This is a genomic window from Acinetobacter sp. SAAs474, from assembly GCF_032823475.1.
In the GTDB taxonomy this organism is placed as follows: domain Bacteria; phylum Pseudomonadota; class Gammaproteobacteria; order Pseudomonadales; family Moraxellaceae; genus Acinetobacter.
The window spans coordinates 402,931-421,902 of record NZ_CP127915.1 but is presented as its reverse complement, the minus strand read 5'-3'; the positions used below and the strand labels follow the sequence as shown (position 1 = coordinate 421,902).

The 18,972-nt window shown below is 38.1% G+C and carries 19 protein-coding genes; 11 read left to right on the top strand and 8 right to left on the bottom strand.

Annotated features, from left to right (window positions below):
• The first annotated feature begins 219 nt into the window (after positions 1 to 219).
• The gene (gene pnp, locus QSG86_RS02975) at positions 220 to 2,310 is read left to right on the top strand and encodes a polyribonucleotide nucleotidyltransferase (protein ID WP_317032651.1); all 2,091 of its coding nucleotides are present in this window, start codon (positions 220 to 222) and stop codon (positions 2,308 to 2,310) included.
• A 136-nt stretch (positions 2,311 to 2,446) separates the two neighbouring features.
• Here pnp and QSG86_RS02970 read toward each other — a convergent pair whose 3' ends face one another.
• Positions 2,447 to 2,668 (bottom strand): YdcH family protein, encoded by a 222-nt coding sequence (locus QSG86_RS02970; RefSeq protein ID WP_317030142.1) that lies wholly within the window; start codon positions 2,666 to 2,668, stop codon positions 2,447 to 2,449.
• Between the two features lie 324 nt (positions 2,669 to 2,992).
• A complete protein-coding gene (locus QSG86_RS02965; RefSeq protein ID WP_317030141.1) occupies positions 2,993 to 4,705 on the bottom strand; it encodes an electron transfer flavoprotein-ubiquinone oxidoreductase in 1,713 nt (570 codons plus the stop codon).
• A gap of 186 nt (positions 4,706 to 4,891) precedes the next feature.
• Between QSG86_RS02965 and QSG86_RS02960 the strand changes: the two genes are divergently transcribed.
• From QSG86_RS02960 to QSG86_RS02945, 4 genes are all read left to right on the top strand, one after another.
• Entirely contained in the window at positions 4,892 to 5,503 is a 612-nt protein-coding gene (locus tag QSG86_RS02960; protein ID WP_317030140.1) for a DUF1285 domain-containing protein, read from the top strand.
• Between the two features lie 50 nt (positions 5,504 to 5,553).
• A complete protein-coding gene (gene murI, locus QSG86_RS02955; protein WP_317030139.1) occupies positions 5,554 to 6,432 on the top strand; it encodes a glutamate racemase in 879 nt (292 codons plus the stop codon).
• 164 nt (positions 6,433 to 6,596) lie between these two features.
• Positions 6,597 to 7,610 (top strand): ferrochelatase, encoded by a 1,014-nt coding sequence (gene hemH / locus QSG86_RS02950; protein WP_317030138.1) that lies wholly within the window; start codon positions 6,597 to 6,599, stop codon positions 7,608 to 7,610.
• Positions 7,611 to 7,628: 18 nt separating this feature from the next.
• Positions 7,629 to 8,273 (top strand): MBL fold metallo-hydrolase, encoded by a 645-nt coding sequence (locus QSG86_RS02945; RefSeq protein ID WP_317030137.1) that lies wholly within the window; start codon positions 7,629 to 7,631, stop codon positions 8,271 to 8,273.
• A gap of 150 nt (positions 8,274 to 8,423) precedes the next feature.
• Here the strand turns inward: QSG86_RS02945 and QSG86_RS02940 are convergent, their stop codons facing one another.
• Complete coding sequence (locus QSG86_RS02940; protein WP_317030136.1) at positions 8,424 to 8,609, bottom strand: DNA gyrase inhibitor YacG; 186 nt, start codon at positions 8,607 to 8,609, stop codon at positions 8,424 to 8,426.
• Positions 8,610 to 8,695: 86 nt separating this feature from the next.
• Between QSG86_RS02940 and QSG86_RS02935 the strand changes: the two genes are divergently transcribed.
• The 3 genes from QSG86_RS02935 (at position 8,696) to QSG86_RS02925 (ending at position 11,024) form a co-directional block, all read left to right on the top strand.
• Positions 8,696 to 9,340 carry an SAM-dependent methyltransferase gene (locus QSG86_RS02935; RefSeq protein ID WP_317032650.1) on the top strand — a complete coding sequence of 215 codons (645 nt, stop codon included), beginning with the start codon at positions 8,696 to 8,698 and terminating at the stop codon, positions 9,338 to 9,340.
• A gap of 4 nt (positions 9,341 to 9,344) precedes the next feature.
• Positions 9,345 to 10,538, top strand: a complete 1,194-nt coding sequence (locus QSG86_RS02930; protein WP_317030135.1) for a TIGR03862 family flavoprotein — start codon at positions 9,345 to 9,347, stop codon at positions 10,536 to 10,538.
• A gap of 69 nt (positions 10,539 to 10,607) precedes the next feature.
• The gene (locus tag QSG86_RS02925) at positions 10,608 to 11,024 is read left to right on the top strand and encodes a GFA family protein (RefSeq protein WP_317030134.1); all 417 of its coding nucleotides are present in this window, start codon (positions 10,608 to 10,610) and stop codon (positions 11,022 to 11,024) included.
• Positions 11,025 to 11,033: 9 nt separating this feature from the next.
• Here the strand turns inward: QSG86_RS02925 and QSG86_RS02920 are convergent, their stop codons facing one another.
• The gene (locus QSG86_RS02920; RefSeq protein ID WP_317030133.1) at positions 11,034 to 11,603 is read right to left on the bottom strand and encodes a hypothetical protein; all 570 of its coding nucleotides are present in this window, start codon (positions 11,601 to 11,603) and stop codon (positions 11,034 to 11,036) included.
• 20 nt (positions 11,604 to 11,623) lie between these two features.
• A complete protein-coding gene (locus QSG86_RS02915; protein ID WP_317030132.1) occupies positions 11,624 to 12,397 on the bottom strand; it encodes a class I SAM-dependent methyltransferase in 774 nt (257 codons plus the stop codon).
• Between the two features lie 120 nt (positions 12,398 to 12,517).
• On the opposite strand from QSG86_RS02915, the gene QSG86_RS02910 reads away from it, so the two are divergent.
• On the top strand, positions 12,518 to 13,786 hold the full coding sequence (locus tag QSG86_RS02910) for a hypothetical protein (protein WP_317030131.1): 1,269 nt from the start codon (positions 12,518 to 12,520) through the stop codon (positions 13,784 to 13,786).
• A gap of 102 nt (positions 13,787 to 13,888) precedes the next feature.
• Positions 13,889 to 14,872 carry a 2-hydroxyacid dehydrogenase gene (locus QSG86_RS02905; RefSeq protein ID WP_317030130.1) on the top strand — a complete coding sequence of 328 codons (984 nt, stop codon included), beginning with the start codon at positions 13,889 to 13,891 and terminating at the stop codon, positions 14,870 to 14,872.
• A 3-nt stretch (positions 14,873 to 14,875) separates the two neighbouring features.
• On the opposite strand, the gene QSG86_RS02900 is transcribed toward QSG86_RS02905, so the two are convergent.
• Positions 14,876 to 15,310, bottom strand: coding sequence for a hypothetical protein (locus tag QSG86_RS02900; protein WP_317030129.1), 435 nt, complete (start codon positions 15,308 to 15,310; stop codon positions 14,876 to 14,878).
• Between the two features lie 195 nt (positions 15,311 to 15,505).
• Positions 15,506 to 15,895 (bottom strand): hypothetical protein, encoded by a 390-nt coding sequence (locus QSG86_RS02895; RefSeq protein ID WP_317030128.1) that lies wholly within the window; start codon positions 15,893 to 15,895, stop codon positions 15,506 to 15,508.
• Between the two features lie 509 nt (positions 15,896 to 16,404).
• Between QSG86_RS02895 and QSG86_RS02890 the strand changes: the two genes are divergently transcribed.
• Positions 16,405 to 17,865 carry a basic amino acid/polyamine antiporter gene (locus tag QSG86_RS02890; protein WP_317030127.1) on the top strand — a complete coding sequence of 487 codons (1,461 nt, stop codon included), beginning with the start codon at positions 16,405 to 16,407 and terminating at the stop codon, positions 17,863 to 17,865.
• 80 nt (positions 17,866 to 17,945) lie between these two features.
• Here QSG86_RS02890 and QSG86_RS02885 read toward each other — a convergent pair whose 3' ends face one another.
• Positions 17,946 to 18,971, bottom strand: coding sequence for a hypothetical protein (locus QSG86_RS02885; RefSeq protein WP_317030126.1), 1,026 nt, complete (start codon positions 18,969 to 18,971; stop codon positions 17,946 to 17,948).
• Between the last annotated feature and the right edge of the window lies 1 nt (position 18,972).

Below are 18,972 nucleotides of genomic sequence, written 5' to 3'. Positions count from 1 at the left end.
GCATGTTATGTGCTATAAGACTGAAAAGAAAATTATATCTAGCATCGTCTAGATGATGAGGAAGGGGCGATGATTCGCTCCTTCTTTGTGTTTAAAATCATAAGTCTAGTGAGGTCGGCTTCTAAGTTTTGTCATTTAATGCCCATATTTATGGGCTAGTGAATGCTAAACCTTAGGGGTCTCCACTAGAATAAAATCAGGAAACAAAAAAATATGTCAATGTTTAATATTGTTCGTAAAGAATTCCAATATGGTCAATATAATGTTGTTTTAGAAACAGGCCGTATTGCACGTCAAGCAAAAACAGTTTTAATCACCATGGGCGGTGTAACGGTATTGGTTGCTGTCGTTGCTCAGCCAACTGCTAAAGCGGGTCAAGATTTTTTCCCACTTACTGTAAATTATCAAGAAAAACAATATGCTGCTGGTCGTATTCCAGGTGGTTATGGTAAACGAGAAGGCCGTGCTTCTGAAGCAGAAACATTAATTTCACGTTTAATTGACCGCCCAATCCGTCCATTATTCCCAGAAGGTTATTATAACGAGATTCAGGTAACGGCAACGGTTGTTTCGTCAGATAAAACCATGGAAGCTGATATTGCAGCGATGCTTGGTACTTCTGCAGCATTGGCAATTGCAGGCACACCTTTCCGTGGTCCTATCGGTGCAGCACGTGTAGGTTTAATTAATGGCGAATATATTTTAAACCCTAATCACGAACAACTGAGTGCTTCAGATCTAGATCTTGTTGTTGCTGGTACAGAGTCAGCGGTATTGATGGTTGAATCTGAAGCTAAAGAGCTTTCAGAAGACCAAATGCTGGGTGCGGTCTTGTTTGGCCATGATGAAATGCAAATTGCGATTCAAGCGATTAAAGAATTTGCAGCTGCAGCAGGCGCAACAGCATCTGATTGGGTTGCACCTGAAAAAAATGAAGAACTACGTACAAAACTAAAAGAAACTTTTGAAGCGAAGATTTCTGAAGCATATACGATTGCAGTAAAACAAGATCGTTATGCAGCATTAGATGCATTACATACAGAAGCATTGGCACAATTCGTTCCAGAAGGTGACGATACTGGTCTTGCTGATGAAGTGAATGAATTATTTGAAGATCTTAAATATCGTACAGTGCGTGACAATATTTTGTCAGGTAAACCACGTATTGATGGTCGTGATACCAAAACCGTGCGTGCTTTAGATGTTCAGGTTGGTGTATTGGGTCGTGCACACGGTTCAGCATTATTTACTCGTGGTGAAACACAAGCATTGGTTACCACCACTTTAGGGAATACACGTGATGCGTTGATGGTCGATACATTATCGGGCACCAAAACAGATAACTTTATGTTGCACTATAATTTCCCTGCATATTCTGTAGGTGAAACTGGACGTGAATCTGGTCCAAAACGTCGTGAAATTGGTCATGGTCGTTTGGCACGTCGTGGTGTACAAGCAGTACTCCCAGCTGTTGATCGCTTCCCTTACGTGATTCGTATTGTTTCTGATATTACGGAATCAAATGGTTCTTCTTCAATGGCATCGGTATGTGGCGCGTCTTTATCTTTAATGGATGCGGGTGTACCACTTAAAGCACCTGTTGCGGGTATTGCGATGGGCTTGGTCAAAGAAGGTGAACGTTTTGCAGTACTTTCTGACATCTTGGGTGACGAAGATCATTTAGGCGATATGGATTTTAAAGTTGCAGGTTCAGCCAATGGTATTACTGCACTTCAAATGGATATCAAAATTGAAGGTATTACCGAAGAAATTATGGAAGTTGCATTAAATCAAGCATATGCAGGCCGTATGTATATCTTAAATGCGATGAACCAAGTGATTTCTCGTGCCCGTCCTGAAATTTCAATCCATGCACCAACATTCCAAGTGATTAATATTAATCCAGATAAAATCCGTGATGTGATTGGTAAAGGTGGTGCAACCATTCGTCAAATTACAGAAGAAACCAAAGCTGCAATTGATATTGAAGATAATGGTACGGTTCGTGTATTTGGTGAAACTAAAGCAGCAGCATCTGCAGCAATTGCAAAAATTCAAGCGCTTACTGCTGAGATTGAACCAGGTACAATTTATACCGGTAAAGTGATTCGTATTGTTGAATTTGGTGCATTTGTTAACCTGCTTCCTGGTACAGATGGTTTATTACATATTTCACAAATCTCGAATGAACGTATTGCCAATGTGACCGATGTATTGACTGAAGGTCAAGAGGTTAAAGTACAAGTGGCAGATGTTGATAATCGTGGTCGTATTAAATTGACCATGAAAGATATTGAACAAGCGCTGTAATGATTGAATAGCGTTAAAACCCGCATCAGATGATGCGGGTTTTTTATTTGTTATCACATGGTTGAAAATGAATTGCTGAGTATGCTGCCTTGAATATTGAAGGGTATTTTGACAATAGACGATAGCTTGTACGCTATTAGGCTTCTGCTTGTTTGAGCATCAGATAAATTTCATCTTTAAGTTTAAGTTTTTTACGTTTTAATACTTCAATTTCATCCGATGTACTGGCATTGGTTACGATATCTTGTTCTAAACGTATGATTTCATGATCTAAAGCATTATGTTCATCAAATATTTTAGAAAAATGTGCATTTTCTTGCTTGAGTTTACTAATCAGAGCGCGATATTCTGGAAACATATGTTCACCTTAAGTTGAATAATAAATAATGATTAATCAAGTGATAATGCCGGCATATCCAAAAATAACTAAGATATTTATACGACTTAACGATGATTGATAATCTCATCATAAAGCCTATGTCGCACTTCGATTGTTAATGCTTTGTAGTATAAGTATTTAAAAATTTTACCGAATTAAAAGAAGCCATGCTGCTGGTCATTCATGAGATGATGATGGTGTCAAAAATACAGAGAAAAATAATGATTAAAAATGCCAATGACGTTAACGTCATTGGCATTGGAGTCATCATTGTAGGATCATTCGGTTAATGATCATAGCGATTTACATATTTGGATAGTTTGGACCGCCGCCGCCTTCCGGGGCAACCCAAGTAATATTTTGCGATGGGTCTTTAATATCACAGGTTTTACAATGTACACAGTTTGCAGCATTAATTTGAAAGCGCTTAGAACCATCATCATTTTCCATGACTTCATATACGCCAGCAGGACAGTAACGCTGAGCAGGTTCATCCCATTTTGGTAAATTCACATCAATTGGAATAGACGCATCCGTCAATTTCAAATGTGAAGGCTGATTCTCTTCATGTACCGTATTTGAAATAAACACTGAAGATAAACGATCAAAGGTAAGTTTACCATCTGGTTTTGGATAATTTGGCTTAAACTGAACCGCATCAACTGTTTTTAATGCACTAAAATCAGGCTGTAAATCGTGTAGGGTAAATGGTACTTTAAAGACATTTTGGTCAACAAAGTTAAATGCACCGCCCATCCATTGACCAAATTTATGCATCGCTGGACCGAAATTACGTGCATTATAGAGCTCTTCTTTTAACCAGCTACGGTTGAATTTATCGGTATAACCCGTTAATTCCTTGCTGAAAAAGTCTTCACCCTCTGTAACACGTGCAATGGCTAAATCACCACCTTGTGTAACACCGGCCTGAATGGCTTCAAATACAGCTTCACCACATAACATGCCTGATTTCATGGCTGTATGCGAGCCTTTAATTTTGGCAAAGTTAAGGAAGCCTGCATCATCACCAATTAAACAGCCACCAGGGAAGGTAAATTTAGGTAATGAATTGAAGCCACCTTTGACCACGGCACGTGCACCATAAGAAATACGCTTACCACCTTCTAAATATTGTTTAATTAGTGGATGGGTTTTCCAGCGCTGCATTTCCATAAATGGATACATATGTGGATTTTGATAAGAAAGATCAATAATCATGCCGAGTGTGACTTGATTATTTTCCGCGTGGTATAGCCACCAGCCACCTGAAGAACCGGTTTCACTTAATGGCCAACCTGCACCATGCATGACTAAGCCGGGTTTATGTTTTGCGGGATCTATTTCCCATAGCTCTTTAATCCCGATGCCATAGTGCTGAGGATCAGCATCTTGATCAAGATTAAAATGATTAATCAAACGTTTGCCTAAATGGCCACGGCAACCTTCAGCAAATAAGGTGTATTTGGCATGCAGTTCATAGCCAGGTGCAAAGTTATGGGTCGGTTCGCCATCTTTGCCAATCCCCATGTCACCCGTTTGAATACCTTTGACTGTACCATCAGGATGGTACAGAATTTCTGCTGCAGCAAAACCTGGAAAAATAGAGACTTCTAATTCTTCTGCCTTTTGACCAAGCCAGCGCACTACATTTCCTAGGGAGATAACATAATTTCCGTCATTGTGCATGGTTTTCGGTACCATCCAATGCGGTGCTTCCTTGTAGGCTGTATCTGATAGCGTAAAGTAGGTTTTATCTTCGGTGACGGCAACATTGATTGGTGCACCGTCTTCCTGCCAATTTGGAAAAAGTTCATTGATAGCACGAGGTTCAAGTACTGCTCCTGAAAGGATATGCGCACCAACTTCGGAGCCTTTTTCAACGACACAAACCGAAAGATCATTGAGGTTATTTTCAATCGCAAGTTGACGAATTTTAATCGCAGCTGACAGGCCCGCAGGTCCTGCACCGACGATAACAACATCAAACTCCATCGATTCACGTTCGATGTGTTCCATTTAAGACTCCTCATACGTAACGAAGGTGGCATCCGCAGACTAAAAAGCGGTGCTGCCATGAGTGTTCTGCAAATTCTAGACGCAAATTTGTTATGCGCCTTTTATCTTGTGGGGTAGTATAGTTTTAAACCGTGTTCTCGCCAATTGCTTGAACTCGATTATTTTACATCATCAGAGCATTAAGTTATGGTAATTCAAAATAATTCACCAAAATCGTTAAAAAATGCAACGTCTTTGGATGATAAAAATTTAATGGACATTGCACAATACTTAAAAGATGTACAGGCCGGTCATAAAAAGTCAATTCCTCCTTTAGATCAGTGGCATCCACCACATTGTGGTGCAATGGATTTAAAAATTTTAGCCAATGGCGAATGGTGGCATGAAGGACAAAAAATCAAACGTCAAGCATTAATTGATTTATTTGCCAGTGTACTTTACAAACAAGATGATCGCTTTTATTTAAAAACGCCTGCTGAACAAATTGAAATTGAGGTCGAAGATGAAGCCTTATTTGTTAATCAAGTTGATCAGATCCAAATTGGCCAGCACAGTTATATCCAGTTGACCACCACGACACAAGATATGATTATCATGGATACAGATCATCCTATTTTTATGCGTGATTATGAAGGTGAATCAAGACCCTATATCTATGTTCGCTTTGGTTTGAATGCGCTGATTCAGCGTGCGGCATTTTTCCATTTGGTTGAAATGGGACAGTTGATTGAAAATGAGCAAGGTGACACCATTTTAATGTTACAAAGTGGAGATTTTTGCTTGCAATTAGGCACTTGAGGTTTAAGCTTGAGCAATTATTTTTGACTATTCTTTCTTCATTGAGATTTATGAAAGCCATTCATCCCATCGCGCCTTTAAATCAAGCTATGCCAAAAGCACATTCAGCTGCACCTATTGGAATTTTTGATTCTGGCATTGGTGGTTCATCGATTGCAATTGAAATTGCCCGTTATTTACCGAATGAACAGATTCTCTATTATGCGGATACGGCGAATGTTCCTTATGGACCACGAGATGATCAAGATATTCGGGAATTAACAGCACATGCGATTGAATGGTTATATCGTCAGGGATGTAAAATTGCTGTAGTGGCATGTAATACCGCATCTGCATTTAGCCTAGAGTATTTACGTGCACACTATGGTGATGATTTTCCGATTATTGGGCTGGTTCCCGCATTAAAACCGGCTGTGTTACAAACTAAAACCAAGACTGTCGCGGTATTGGCAACACCAGCAACATTTCGTGGGCAATTGATTCAAGATGTTATGCAGCGTTTTGCCCAACCTTTACACGTCAATGTGTTACAGATTGCATGTTTAGACTTGGTTCCTTTTGTGGAGGCTGGACAACAAATGCAACCACAATGTTTACAGACATTAAGCGATATTTTACAACCAGCGCTCGACCAGCATGCGGATTATCTTGTGTTAGGGTGCACCCATTATCCATTTTTAAAACCAGCAATCGAAAGTTTATTTGCTAAGCAATTGACCTTAATTGATTCTGGTGTGGCCGTGGCACGCCAGACTGCACGTATTTTAAGTAAAAATAAACTACTTTTTGAACATCGACGTCCTGTAGGTGTACAGATTCACTGTTATCTAAGTGGCAATAATGCAGATCATTTATATCCCGTCTTGGCACGTATGATTCCAAATGATATTTCTTGGCGAGTGACCAATTTACAAGATCAAGTGATCTAGACATAATCATTGCAGTCAAATTGCGTTAAGTCGATATCGGATTGATCAAAGGATTTGAGTCGAACATGCTTTGAGTGGGCTGAATAGATCTAGCTGTTTATTCGTTTGATAAAGCCAAAAATACTGTTAAAGTAAAGTGTTTGGTCAAATTTTTAGAGGGCTTAATGGCTACGATGGTTAAACCTAAAGTCACGATTATTCTTGCAAATTTAGGCACGCCAGATGAACCCACTGCAGCTGCAGTGCGTCGTTTTCTGAAGCAATTTTTGTCTGATCAACGTGTCATCGAGATTCCAAAACCGATTTGGCAAATTATTTTAAGACTGTTTATTTTGCCTTTTCGGCCGAAACGTGTTGCACATGCTTATCAAATGGTATGGAAGCAAGATTCACCGATGCGAGAAATCTTATTGCAGCAAGTGGACGGTGTTGCACAGCAGTTATTGCAACACAATCCTGAGTTTGATCTCAATATTGTCCCAGCCATGAGCTATGGTCGTCCAGGGATTGATCAGGTCTTAAAAAACTGTCAAACAAATCCACAGGATCATTTGATTGTATTGCCATTATTTCCTCAATATTCTGCCACATCAACAGCACCGCTCTATGATGCGATTGCACGATGGATTCCGCTGCAACGTAATTTACCGGGCTTAACGATTATCCGCGATTATTATCAACATCCTTTATTCATCCAAGCTTTAGTACAAAGTGTGCGCGATTATCAAAAGCAATATGGTCCAGCTGAAAAACTCTTAATGTCATTTCATGGTATTCCTCAACCTTATGCTGATAAAGGCGATCCCTATGCTGACCGTTGCCGTCAAACCGCAAATTTGGTGGCTGAAGCATTAGGTTTGCAGGCACATGAGTGGGCGATTAGTTTTCAGTCGCGTTTTGGTAAACAGGAATGGGTCAAGCCATATACCGATGTATTATTAACAGAATGGGGACAACAAGGGGTACAATCTGTGCAGATTATGAGTCCCGCATTTTCTGCAGATTGTTTGGAAACACTGGAAGAATTGGCCATTCAAAATGAAGAAACATTTAAAGCTGCGGGTGGGCAACACTATGCTTATATTCCGGCATTAAATACGCGTGATGACCACTTACAGTTATTGACAACCTTGCTACAAGCAAACCTTGATAGCTTAAAACAGACTTTAGCCCATTGATTGCCTTGAGGTATTCAGATGTTACATGTGAAAATTGTGCCTGTGACGGCATTTCAGCAAAACTGTTCGATTGTTTGGGATTCAGATACGAAAGAGGCCATTTTAATTGATGCAGGTGGTGAACCTGAAAAATTAAAAGCAGAAGTTGAGGCTTTGGGGCTTAAGGTGACAGCATTATGGCTTACACATGGTCATTTAGATCATGCTGGTGCAGTAGGTGCATTAAAACAAGAATGGCAGGTACCTGTGATTGGTCCTCATAAAGAGGATGCTTTCTGGTTAGATATGATTCAGGAGGTCTCTGCACGTTATGGATTTCCCATTCCAGAAAAAGTAGAAGTAGACCAATGGCTTGAAGGTGGAGAAATATTAAAATTAGGAAATGAGCATTTTCAGGTCCGTTTTGCACCAGGACATACGCCAGGACATGTCATGTTTTATCATGACGGACATGGCTTGTTATGGACAGGGGACGTATTATTTAAAGGCTCGATAGGCCGTACTGATTTTCCACGTGGCGATCATCAACAACTGTTAGATTCTATCCAACGTGAATGTTTTAGCCTACCTGACGAAACACAATTTATTTCAGGACATGGTCCTGTAAGTACCATTGGTTTTGAAAAGCAACATAATCCTTTTGTGGCAGCAACAGCAGGCTAAGTTGAAGATCGGGTTTAAATTATCTGTCCAGTATTTATATGATTTTTAAACAATGAGTACTGATTTTTTTACAGCAGCAAGTGCTGTGGAAATCCAGTTAAATAGGTATTGTTACCATCCTATATTCATACGGGATCATTTGAGCTCAATTTAAAATTGATTTTCTTCACGACAGCCTTCGGCTTGTGGTGCATCTTGGGTTGGAAGTTTATAGTCTTCATTGGCCCAAGCACCGAGATCAATTAATTTACAACGTTCTGAACAAAATGGACGATAGTCATTGTCTTGCCAAGTGGTCAGTTTTCCACAGCGAGGGCAGTTGAGTTGGGTTGACATATTAAATACTCCAATGAAAAATCATCATAGCGTTAGATAAATGATGCCACTCTTGTTAGACTTGTGGCGTTTTTCATTAGTTTGATCTGATTATGTCTATTCGTCAATTTCAAGCGCATCGTATGCATGCCCCTCGTGATTTTAATGTGATTCGCCATGAGCCTGTATGGGTCGAAATTGGCGCAGGTAAAGGAAAACATGCATTAGCGTATAGTCGTCAACATCCAGAACATCAGCTGATTGCGATTGAACGCACACGAGAAAAATTTTTGGCTATGCAAAAGCAACATGGATTAGAGGGTCAAAGTAACTTGTCTATTGTCCATGCAGATGCAATCGCTTGGTCAGTCCATGCCTTATATCCTAGACAAGTCGAGCAGTTCTTTATTTTATATCCGAATCCAGAGCCACATAATCCAGCACAGCGCTGGTTAAATATGCCATTTTTTGAATTTTTATTATCGCGTTTAAATGTGGGAGGACAAATTACCTTAGCCAGTAATATTCCTGACTATATTGCAGAAGCAGAACAACAATTAAACCATGTCTGGCATTTGCCTTTTGTGAAGGAAGTTGTTCCATCGACATCAACACGGACACATTTCGAAATTAAATATTTAGAGCGCGGTGAATTATGTCAACAATTACAAATCACCAAGCCAGAAGCATATCGGACACGCTTTGATGATTTTGCACCTTTATTGGGACAAAATCCTGTTCAGGTAGATTAATCTCATGGCCAAACGAATTGCAATTGTTGGTGCTGGACCTGCTGGATTAATGGCTGCAGATTATTTAAGCCAATATGATTATGAAATTCATGTTTTTGAGCAAAAACCATCTGCTGCACGTAAGTTTTTAATGGCAGGTAAAACCGGCTTAAATATTTCACATGCTGAACCGATTGCACAGTTTATACAGCGCTATGATCAAGTCGATTGGCTGCAACCTTGGATTAAGCAATACGATGCTGCGTGGATTCAAGCATGGATGCAAGATCTTGGTATTGCATCTTATATCGGTTCTTCAGGTCGTATTTTCCCCGTTGAAATGAAAGCCGCACCTTTGTTACGGGCATGGTTAAAGCGTTTGCTGAATGCTCAGGTAAAATTTTATTATCGCCATCAGGTCATGGATCTCACTCAGCAACAATTAACCGTCTGTAATTTAACAACGCAAGATTGCCAACAATTGCCATTTGATGCCATTATTTTGGCATGTGGAGCAGTCTCTTGGCCACAATTGGGGAGTGATGGTCACTGGCAAGCTTGGTTAAATCCAAAAGAGATCAATCCTTTTCAGGCCAGTAATGTTGGCGTACAGCGCCGCTGGTCATCATTTATGCAGCCCATATGGGGGCAACCGCTCAAACGAGTTGCGGTTTGGGTAGAGGATTCGATTGCCACAGTCGGTGATGTGGTCATTACCCATTATGGTTTAGAGAGTGGTTTGATTTATAAATATGGTCGAGCCCTACGTCAGCAATATCAGCAACAGCAAAAGATGCAGTTATATCTCGATTTATTGCCTGATCAGAGTGTGCAACAGTTACAACAGAAACTACAACCTCATAAAAAACATTCACTGAGTAATGTATGGCGTAAAGCGGGATTAGATGTGGCTAAAGCAAGTTTGGTCCGTGAATTGGTTCCTAAACCATTATGGCATCAGCCTTTACAGTTGGCGACTCAAATTAAAAATCTTTGCGTTGATATAGAGAGTTTTCGACCCATCGAAGAAGCGATCAGTTGTGCAGGTGGTGTTCGCCGTGACAGCTTAACGACACAATTACAACTTAAAACCCATCCAGCCGTGTTTTTGTGTGGTGAAATGTTAGATTGGGATGCACCAACTGGGGGATATTTATTAACAGCGTGTTTTGCGACAGGACGTGCGGCAGCACAGGGTGTACATCAGTTTTTAACTTGATTTTCTGCAACGATTTGGATTTTTTCCGCTTATACTATGATTAAGCATTAATCACACAGTGAGATAATCATGGACAAAAATAAAATTTATACAGGGAGTTGCTTATGTGGTGCTATTCATTATCAAATCTGTGGTGAAATTGGCCCTATTATTCAGTGCCATTGTCAACGATGTCGTAAAGCCAATGGCACAGCATTTGCCACGAATGCACCCGTTGCCAAAGCAGCATTTCAATGGACTCAAGGTGAGGCATATCTAAAAAAATTTAAATCTACAGCGACAACTGAACGATGTTTCTGTCGTGAATGTGGTTCACCGCTCATCAGTATTAAAGCGCATGATCCTGACGTTTATCGTTTGCGTATTGGTAGTTTGGATACCCCATTGACTGAAAAACCCACGCAGCATATTTTTGTGGCGTCAAAAGCACAGTGGGATGAAATTCATGATGATCTTCCCCAATATGAGACTTTTCCTAACCAGTAAAAAGAAGCATTATGATGCTTTTTGATGCGCAGGTTCTAATTCGGGATATTGATCACGCCAGTATTCGAGTTGTTCCTGTGCCTGAAGAAAATCCTGTGCGCTTTGTAAACTATTGTCCGTTACTTGAGTATCCTGATTGGCTTGTGTCTTATGTGCTTCAATCCATTGTGATTGTTGTTCCCAGTAACGCGATAATAGACCTTGGATGTAGTGCCCCTGTTGAGTTTTTAAATCGAGTTGTTTGAGCATCTGTAATGCAGATAAAATATTATCGCGTTTACGGTTGTAGGCAAAATCGGCAGTTAAAGAACCATTTTTTTGCATTTGATTGAGTTCATTTTCAAGTTCTTCGGTCATGGTGCTATAACGATGATCATAGTCAATTAATTGTTGAATATCATGTACGTCATTGCTGGTTTTACTAAAATTACGAATTTGCTCAGAACTTATTTCCTGCATAACTTGATCTTCAGGCGTCATTTCATTGGCCTGTTCAGTATTTTTTTGTTGGCATGCGCTCAGCAATAATGTGGTGCTAATCAGGGTAATGAGTATTATACCAGTGCGTAAATTTAACATCAGCGATCCTCCAAGCGATTTTATATTTTTTGAAATGCATAGACATGCGTGGTGTAAGGGAAATCAATTTCATCTTGTGCAGTCTTGCCTGTATGTGTATAAACAATATCTGCAAACTGTTGTTTTAATTTATTTTGCTCTGCATGGGGTAAAGCGGCAATAAAGCTGGTAGATAATAAACGCTGCAAGACCACTTGTTCTACAGTACCATGATGAGATAAAGAAAAAGTCGTTTCAGCTATTGGCTTAAATTGTGTTTGTTGCTCAAATACCTTCTTCCATTGATGGCTATGATAACGTGGTGTATCTGATTCAAGTGTTTGTAGTACATCATCAAGTTGTTTAACCCAAGCAATATCAATATCGCGTTGATTCCAGATGAGGATCAACTGTGCATTGGGTTTTAATACACGATATAACTCCGTTAGTGTTTCAGGCTGAGCAAACCAGTGAAAGGATTGGGCGCAGGTAATCGCATCAGCAAATTCATTTGAAAATGGTAGCTGATGACTATAAGCTTGTTGCGTTTGAATGTGCGGATAACTGATTTTCAGTTGTTCTAACATTGCTGAAATCGGTTCAATGGCAATAATATGAGATGTAATTTGTTGTAGATAAGGTAAAAATTTGCCTGTTCCTGAGCCTAAGTCAAGAATGATATGATTGGGTGTGAGCTGTAAGTGGTTTTTGAGCCAGTAGGTAATATTTTCAGGATAGTGAGGACGTGCTTGTTGATAACGTTCAGCCGCTAAACTAAAACCTTTTTGTGCACTCGGATGTAAAGATTGTGTCATATTTTGCGATTTTTAATCTGTTGTGTATCTATAAAATAACATAATCATTTTTTGGTCATGATCCTATGACTGATTTGTTAAATTATCATATTAACTCAGCGCATGCGCTCTGGTGTGGAAATGGATAAACACATAATTTTTGAAGACGATCATATCCGCGCTATTTTTCTGAAAGGTTCATCCACAGAATTGATTATTTCTTTTGGTGATTTAATTACACGTGCAAAAGGCTTATCGATTAATGCAGAAAAATCGTTAGAAAAGTTTCAATATAATGTTATTGGTATTATGCCAAAAGAAAAATCATGGTTTCCTGAATACTCAATGAAGAATATGTTGGTGGCGATACAAGATTATTTAGCCCCATTTAAAATTCGTATTGGCTATGGTGGCTCCATGGGCGGATATGCCGCAATTAAATATTCTAATTTGTTAGATTTACAGCGAGTGGTTGCGTTGGTGCCACAGTTTTCAATTGATCCAAATGATGTGGTCGATTTGCGTTATAATATGTTCTATCATGCTGATTTAAATAAAGATATGAAAATTAGCCCACAAGATGTGTCTGTATCTAGGGAATATATTGTGGTCTATGATCCTTATTATCAGGAAGACCGAATTCATTATGAAAAAATTAAGCAATTATTACCTCAAGTAAAAACATTACATTTGGCACATACTGGCCATGATGCGATTGCTATTTTAGCCAGTTCAGAATTATTAAATGATTTTCTGACTCGTGAATTTAATGAGACTTATTTTTATAAAAAAATTCGTCAAGTAAAGAAAAATAGTAAATTTTATTATCGTAAGGTGATTGAAGGATTATTACCAAATCATCGTCGCTCATTGGGACAGATTTTAAAAAATAATGATTTTCAGCTCGACAGCAATTTTTTTGATGCAAAACTCAAACAAAGTTTAATTCATTCATTGTTTAGTAATAAACAAGTTGATCAGCATGATTTAAAAAAATTGGGCATGCAGGTCAATGTCCCACAAGAAACACGTAGCTTATTACTTGATGATTTTGGTCATGGCTTGGTATTTAATGTCATTACTCAAAAGCTAGAAAGTTATGCACCGAATGCGATTGCACTCAATCATAAGTTTTTAATTCCGATTTATGCCAAAAATAGTGGTTTGGTGCATATTTACTTAAATGATGAGCGTTATATTGTGGCGATGAATGATCGTCATGTGATGAAACTATTTAAAGAGCATGAAGACTTGAGTTTGGGAATGCATCCTTTAGTTATCAAAAAATATAGTGATTATTTAGTGATTAGCTATAAAAATTTAAATTTAAGCAGTGATGAGTTCGGTGGTAATATTTTTGTGGAAGATATTCCAGAAACAGCCAAATTTATCCATGAGCTTGAAGCATAGCCAACCTGATAGAGGATCCTTGATCTCAGCAGCAGAGAGGACTTCATTCAATATCAGGGATGATATCGTCTGCTTTAGCAATCAGCAAAAAGGACATTGAACGTGAAAGCAGTATTTTTAGATTATGCATCTTTAGATCAAAATGATCTGGATTTTACTCATTTAGAGCAGGCATTTACAGCATTAATACTTTATCCAGCAACTACGCCAGATCAACGGATTGAACGTATTCAAGATGCAGATGTGGTGATCACCAATAAAGTCATCATGGATGCTGATACTATACGGCAATGTCCGCAATTAAAATTGATTTTAATTGCAGCAACAGGAACCAATAACGTTGATTTGGTGCAAAGTGATGCACAAAATATCATCGTCTGTAATTGTCAGGCATATGGTACAGCAGCAGTTGCCCAGCATACATTGATGTTAATGTTAAATTTAGCCACTTCTTTTCGTGACTATGATCGAGCAGTACAACAGGGGGATTGGCAGCGAGCCAATCAGTTTTGCTTATTAAACTATCCGATTGTTGAATTAACCGGAAAAACATTGGGAGTGGTCGGCTATGGTGAGCTAGGTCATGCAGTTGCACAATTAGCAACCGCATTTGGTATGCAGATTTTAATTGCTCAATTACCTCATCGTCCACCACAAGCAGATCGTATCATGTTAGATGAACTACTTGCTCAGGTTGATTTTTTAACGCTACATTGCCCATTAACGGATGAAACACGTCATTTAATTGATGCAGCTGCATTACAAAAAATGAAAAAATCTGCATTTTTAATTAATTGTGCACGAGGTGGAATTGTCAATGAAGATGCATTGGCGGATGCTTTGCGTAAAAATCAAATTGCAGGCGCAGCAGTGGATGTATTGAGTGTAGAGCCACCACGGGCTGGCAATGTATTATTAGATCCTACGCTTCCTCATTTGATTATCACACCACATAGCGCGTGGGGGAGTATCGATGCAAGGCAACGTATCATTCATCAACTGATCGAAAATGTACAAGCCTTTCAAAGTGCTCAACCTCTTCGTCAAGTCAATTCCGTTAAGATTTTACATAATACACCTGATTGATAATCAGTCTGTTAGCGCATAAGTCTTTGTACTTGGTTGATTTGGTGCGGAAGATAAAGTTGATGACGCTGCTATATGCGTATCTTGGCTTAATGGTTGTTGGCTGATTGGTGCAGCACCTTGGCTGGGTGTTGCTAAAATGATATCTTTGGCATCGGTTATTTTTTGTTCGGTGTTTTGTGCAGCAGTTTTAAGATCTTGCTGTGCTGTTTTTGCTGCTGGTTTTAATTTATCTATACCACGTTGTGTTGCGGCACCCATCCGAGTTACACCATTGACGATCCCTGTTTGTGTCTTATATGCAAAAACGTGAAAAATATTAGGATTATCACCATAAGGTGTAATCAGGCCTTGAGTATCCTGATCTGCTGTTGCTGCAAATAATGTTGTAGAAAGTAAAAATAAATGGGTTGCAAGTATATATTTCGTTTTATTCATGAGGATTAAATCTTCCTAAGCTAAACAATATTGGCGGATCTCCAATCTAAATTATAACGATAATGAGGTGTATAAATAGCAGATGATTGTCAATATGATGACAAGAAAAATGGTCGGGGTGTGATCCATATTTTCAGCTGATGGCGATGAGACTAGGGTCATGCTTCAAGGATATTGATCATGACCCATTGCTGTTTAGTTACATTGATCTAAAGCAGCTTGTGCAAAATTTTTACGTAAAGACAGGAAATTTTTCTGTACATCTTGATCATGTAAATCAAATTTTTGTGCTGTACTGGTACCATCTTTGGCAAATACCGCAGACCCTGCAGAAAATAAAGTTAGGCCTTTAAAGGCCCATTGCTCAACGACCTTTCCATTTTCTAAATGACCCGTAAATTCAATCACACATTTGTCATTAAGCTTATTGAGCTGTGCTTTATTATTGACTGTATTTGGATAAACATCCACATTTTGTACTTCTTGTAGTACACCTGCATTCAATTGAGGAATCGTTGGTGCAGAACTACATGCTGCAAGGGCCAAAGTTGTGATGGTGGTTAAAAGAAGTATTTTAAATTTCATAAGCTCATTCTTGTTGGTTGAATATTGTTAGATTAAGTATAGGAAATCAACATACAAAATCCTATCTTTTTCTGTTAAATAATATTGTGAATAATAGAGACTTTATTGAGGAAACAAAACCATTATTTTGTGGTGATTTAGCCTACGATTTTTTATCTTATATTTCGATACTTGTAATTAAAATTTATCGTTTATTTAGCTATATAATTCATTTAATAAATTTATTGAATAAAATTAATTATAATTTGAATAATATATAAAATTTAACGCAATAATAGGGCATTCAAAATAATAATATAATGACTTAATTATTTATTTTTAATCAAGTTATTCTGGAATAAATCTGGAGTAGGCTATCCGTTTAAAGGAAATTTTTTATCGATATAAAATGTAATAATATATATGATTATTATAAATTATTTAACATAATGATTAACGTTAAAAATATTAAGAATGAACAGTCAGTGTATAAGATCTCGATAAAAGACACACTATAACAGGAGCACTACATGTCAGATAAAAGCACTCAGGATGGTAAGAAACTCGGATTATTTGCCTTAATTGCAATTGTAGTAAGTTCCATGATCGGTAGTGGTGTCGATGGTTTGCCGCAAAATATGGCAGCAAATTCAGCATTGGCACCAGTGCTTATTGCATGGCTGATTTGTGGTTTTGGTATGTTTTTTATTGCGAAAACATTCATGATCTTATCTAATATTCGCCCTGATTTATCTTCAGGCATTTATATGTATGCTCGTGAAGGATTTGGACCATTAACCGCTTTTATCTCTGGATGGGGATATTGGTTTATGACCATGTTTAGTAATGTGGCATTTGCTATTATGGTGATGGATGTCTTGAATTACTTTTTACCCGGTGATTTTATCGGTGGTAATAATATTCCATCCTTAATTGGTGCATCATTATTAATCTGGGGATTTAATTTTTTAGTATTGTCGGGAACAAAGGTTGCAGGTTCAATCAATTTAATAGGTACATTGGCTAAAATGATACCGTTGATTATGTTTGTTTTTATCGTGTTATATTATTTGAATTGGATGCAATTTACCAGCAATGTTTGGGGGCATTCATCTCCGGATACATCACAAAATTTAGGTCCTATCTTAAAGCAAGTCATTGATCCGCTTGATGTTGCCTTATGGTGCTTTATTGGTGTTGAAAGTGCAGTAGCATTGTCTGATCGAGCAAAAAATAAAAAAGATATTAGTAAAGCTACATTTATTGGTTTTATGATTTCACTCAGTATCTGTGTTTTAGTCTCGATATTACCCTTTGGTGTACTTTCTCAAACTGTATTAAGTCAAATTGCAACTCCATCTACCGCCGGTGTACTCAAAATAATTACAGGTACATGGGGGGAGTTATTAATTAATATTGGTGTATTGATTTCTATTTTAGCCAGTTGGCTTGCGTGGACCATGATTTGTGCTGAAATTCCAATGGTCGCTGCAAAAGATGGTACTTTTCCTCAGGCATTTGCCAAAAAGAATAAAAATGAGGCTGCATCCATATCATTATGGGTCAGTAGCCTCATTATGCAAGCGATTATTATTCTGGTTTATTTTTCAAAAAATGCATGGTTAACGATGTTGGCTATTTCAGCCATTACAGTATTGCCTGCATACTTTTCATCTGCTGCATATCTATTTAAAATCAGTTCACAAAAAACATCAGCACAGCAGTACTTTGTAAAAGGTCGTTTTTTTGCTGTGATCAGTAGCGTTATCAGTATTATTTTTTGTTGTTTTATGCTGTATGCCAGTGATATTCGTTATGTTGTGCTCACCCCTTTATTATTAACTTTGGGACTGCCTTTCTTTATTTGGGCTAAAAAACATACGTCATCAGTATCCATCTTCCATGGTTATGAAAAGGTCGGTGTTGCAGTATTACTCTTATGCAATGTTATCGCTATCATGTTGTATGCAACTGGGACACTGGTCTTTTAGGATGAGACATGATTTACGATAAAAAATATCAGGCAAGAGCATGATCTTCCCTGATAGATAATATCGTGGCAGCATGATGATCAAAAATTATGCGTCACACTAAATCCGCCTTGTGGTTGGAATTTCCAGCCTTTTTCTTTATCCCCCCAAACTTGATTGGAGTATTTTGCCTGTACAAAGAAATTTAAAGATAAATCTTTAGATAGTTCATAATTAAGTTGTAGTTGTGGCAGTGAAAAAAATGTAAATGTCTGTTTATAACTACCTTCAAAGACGGTTGGGCTAAGCCACTCGTACATTTCGTTACTGATTAAAAACGGGGTCACTGTGGTGCGCTTATTTGATGAAATCCATGGATCAAAACCGCTAATAAAATTAAAGTCTAATGATGTATGATCATTGAATTTGTGTATTTCCTTCGCATAATTTAAGTATGAAATAATCATAAAATAATTGCTGGTTTCCTTACTGTCATCTGGGTTCGTTACAAAAGAATTGCCTTGATTCCAGCTTCTAAAGCCATAGGCATTAAATGTAAACGATAGATGGTCTGTAATCTGGCTTTCCGTTAATAAACTCATGACCGCAGTATTGCTATGTCCAGATGGGCCTGAGCTATTCCAAGCATAGTAATACATGGGTGTAATGGCAAACTGAGTGATATCTAAATATTTCTTTTTAGGTAAATATTCTGAAAAATCAAAACCTGTTTCAGCCAAAATAAAAGTTTGACTTGTACCATCAAAATCATTTGCATATTTGGCTAATAATGAAGATGACCAGTTAACTTTGGAATTTCCTAGTTTGCCATAGTTATTGCTGAGTGTCAGTTTAGGGGCACTGTAGCTATTATTTTGTTCATTTTCAGCACCAGTATATTCAAACATATTCCATGTACGATCCCATTCAAATTGAACATTCCATTGCGGTGAAAAATTATAACTCAGCATAATTTCTGGATGAGATGTTCGTGTCTTATATGGACCAGCATCGCCATAAAAGGTTTGAGTAAAACTAATCGATCCATTTGGAGCAAAATCTGTAGCATGTATCACACTACTGGCTCCAAAAATGAACGGAATGACCCATATCGAGATGATTTTCATT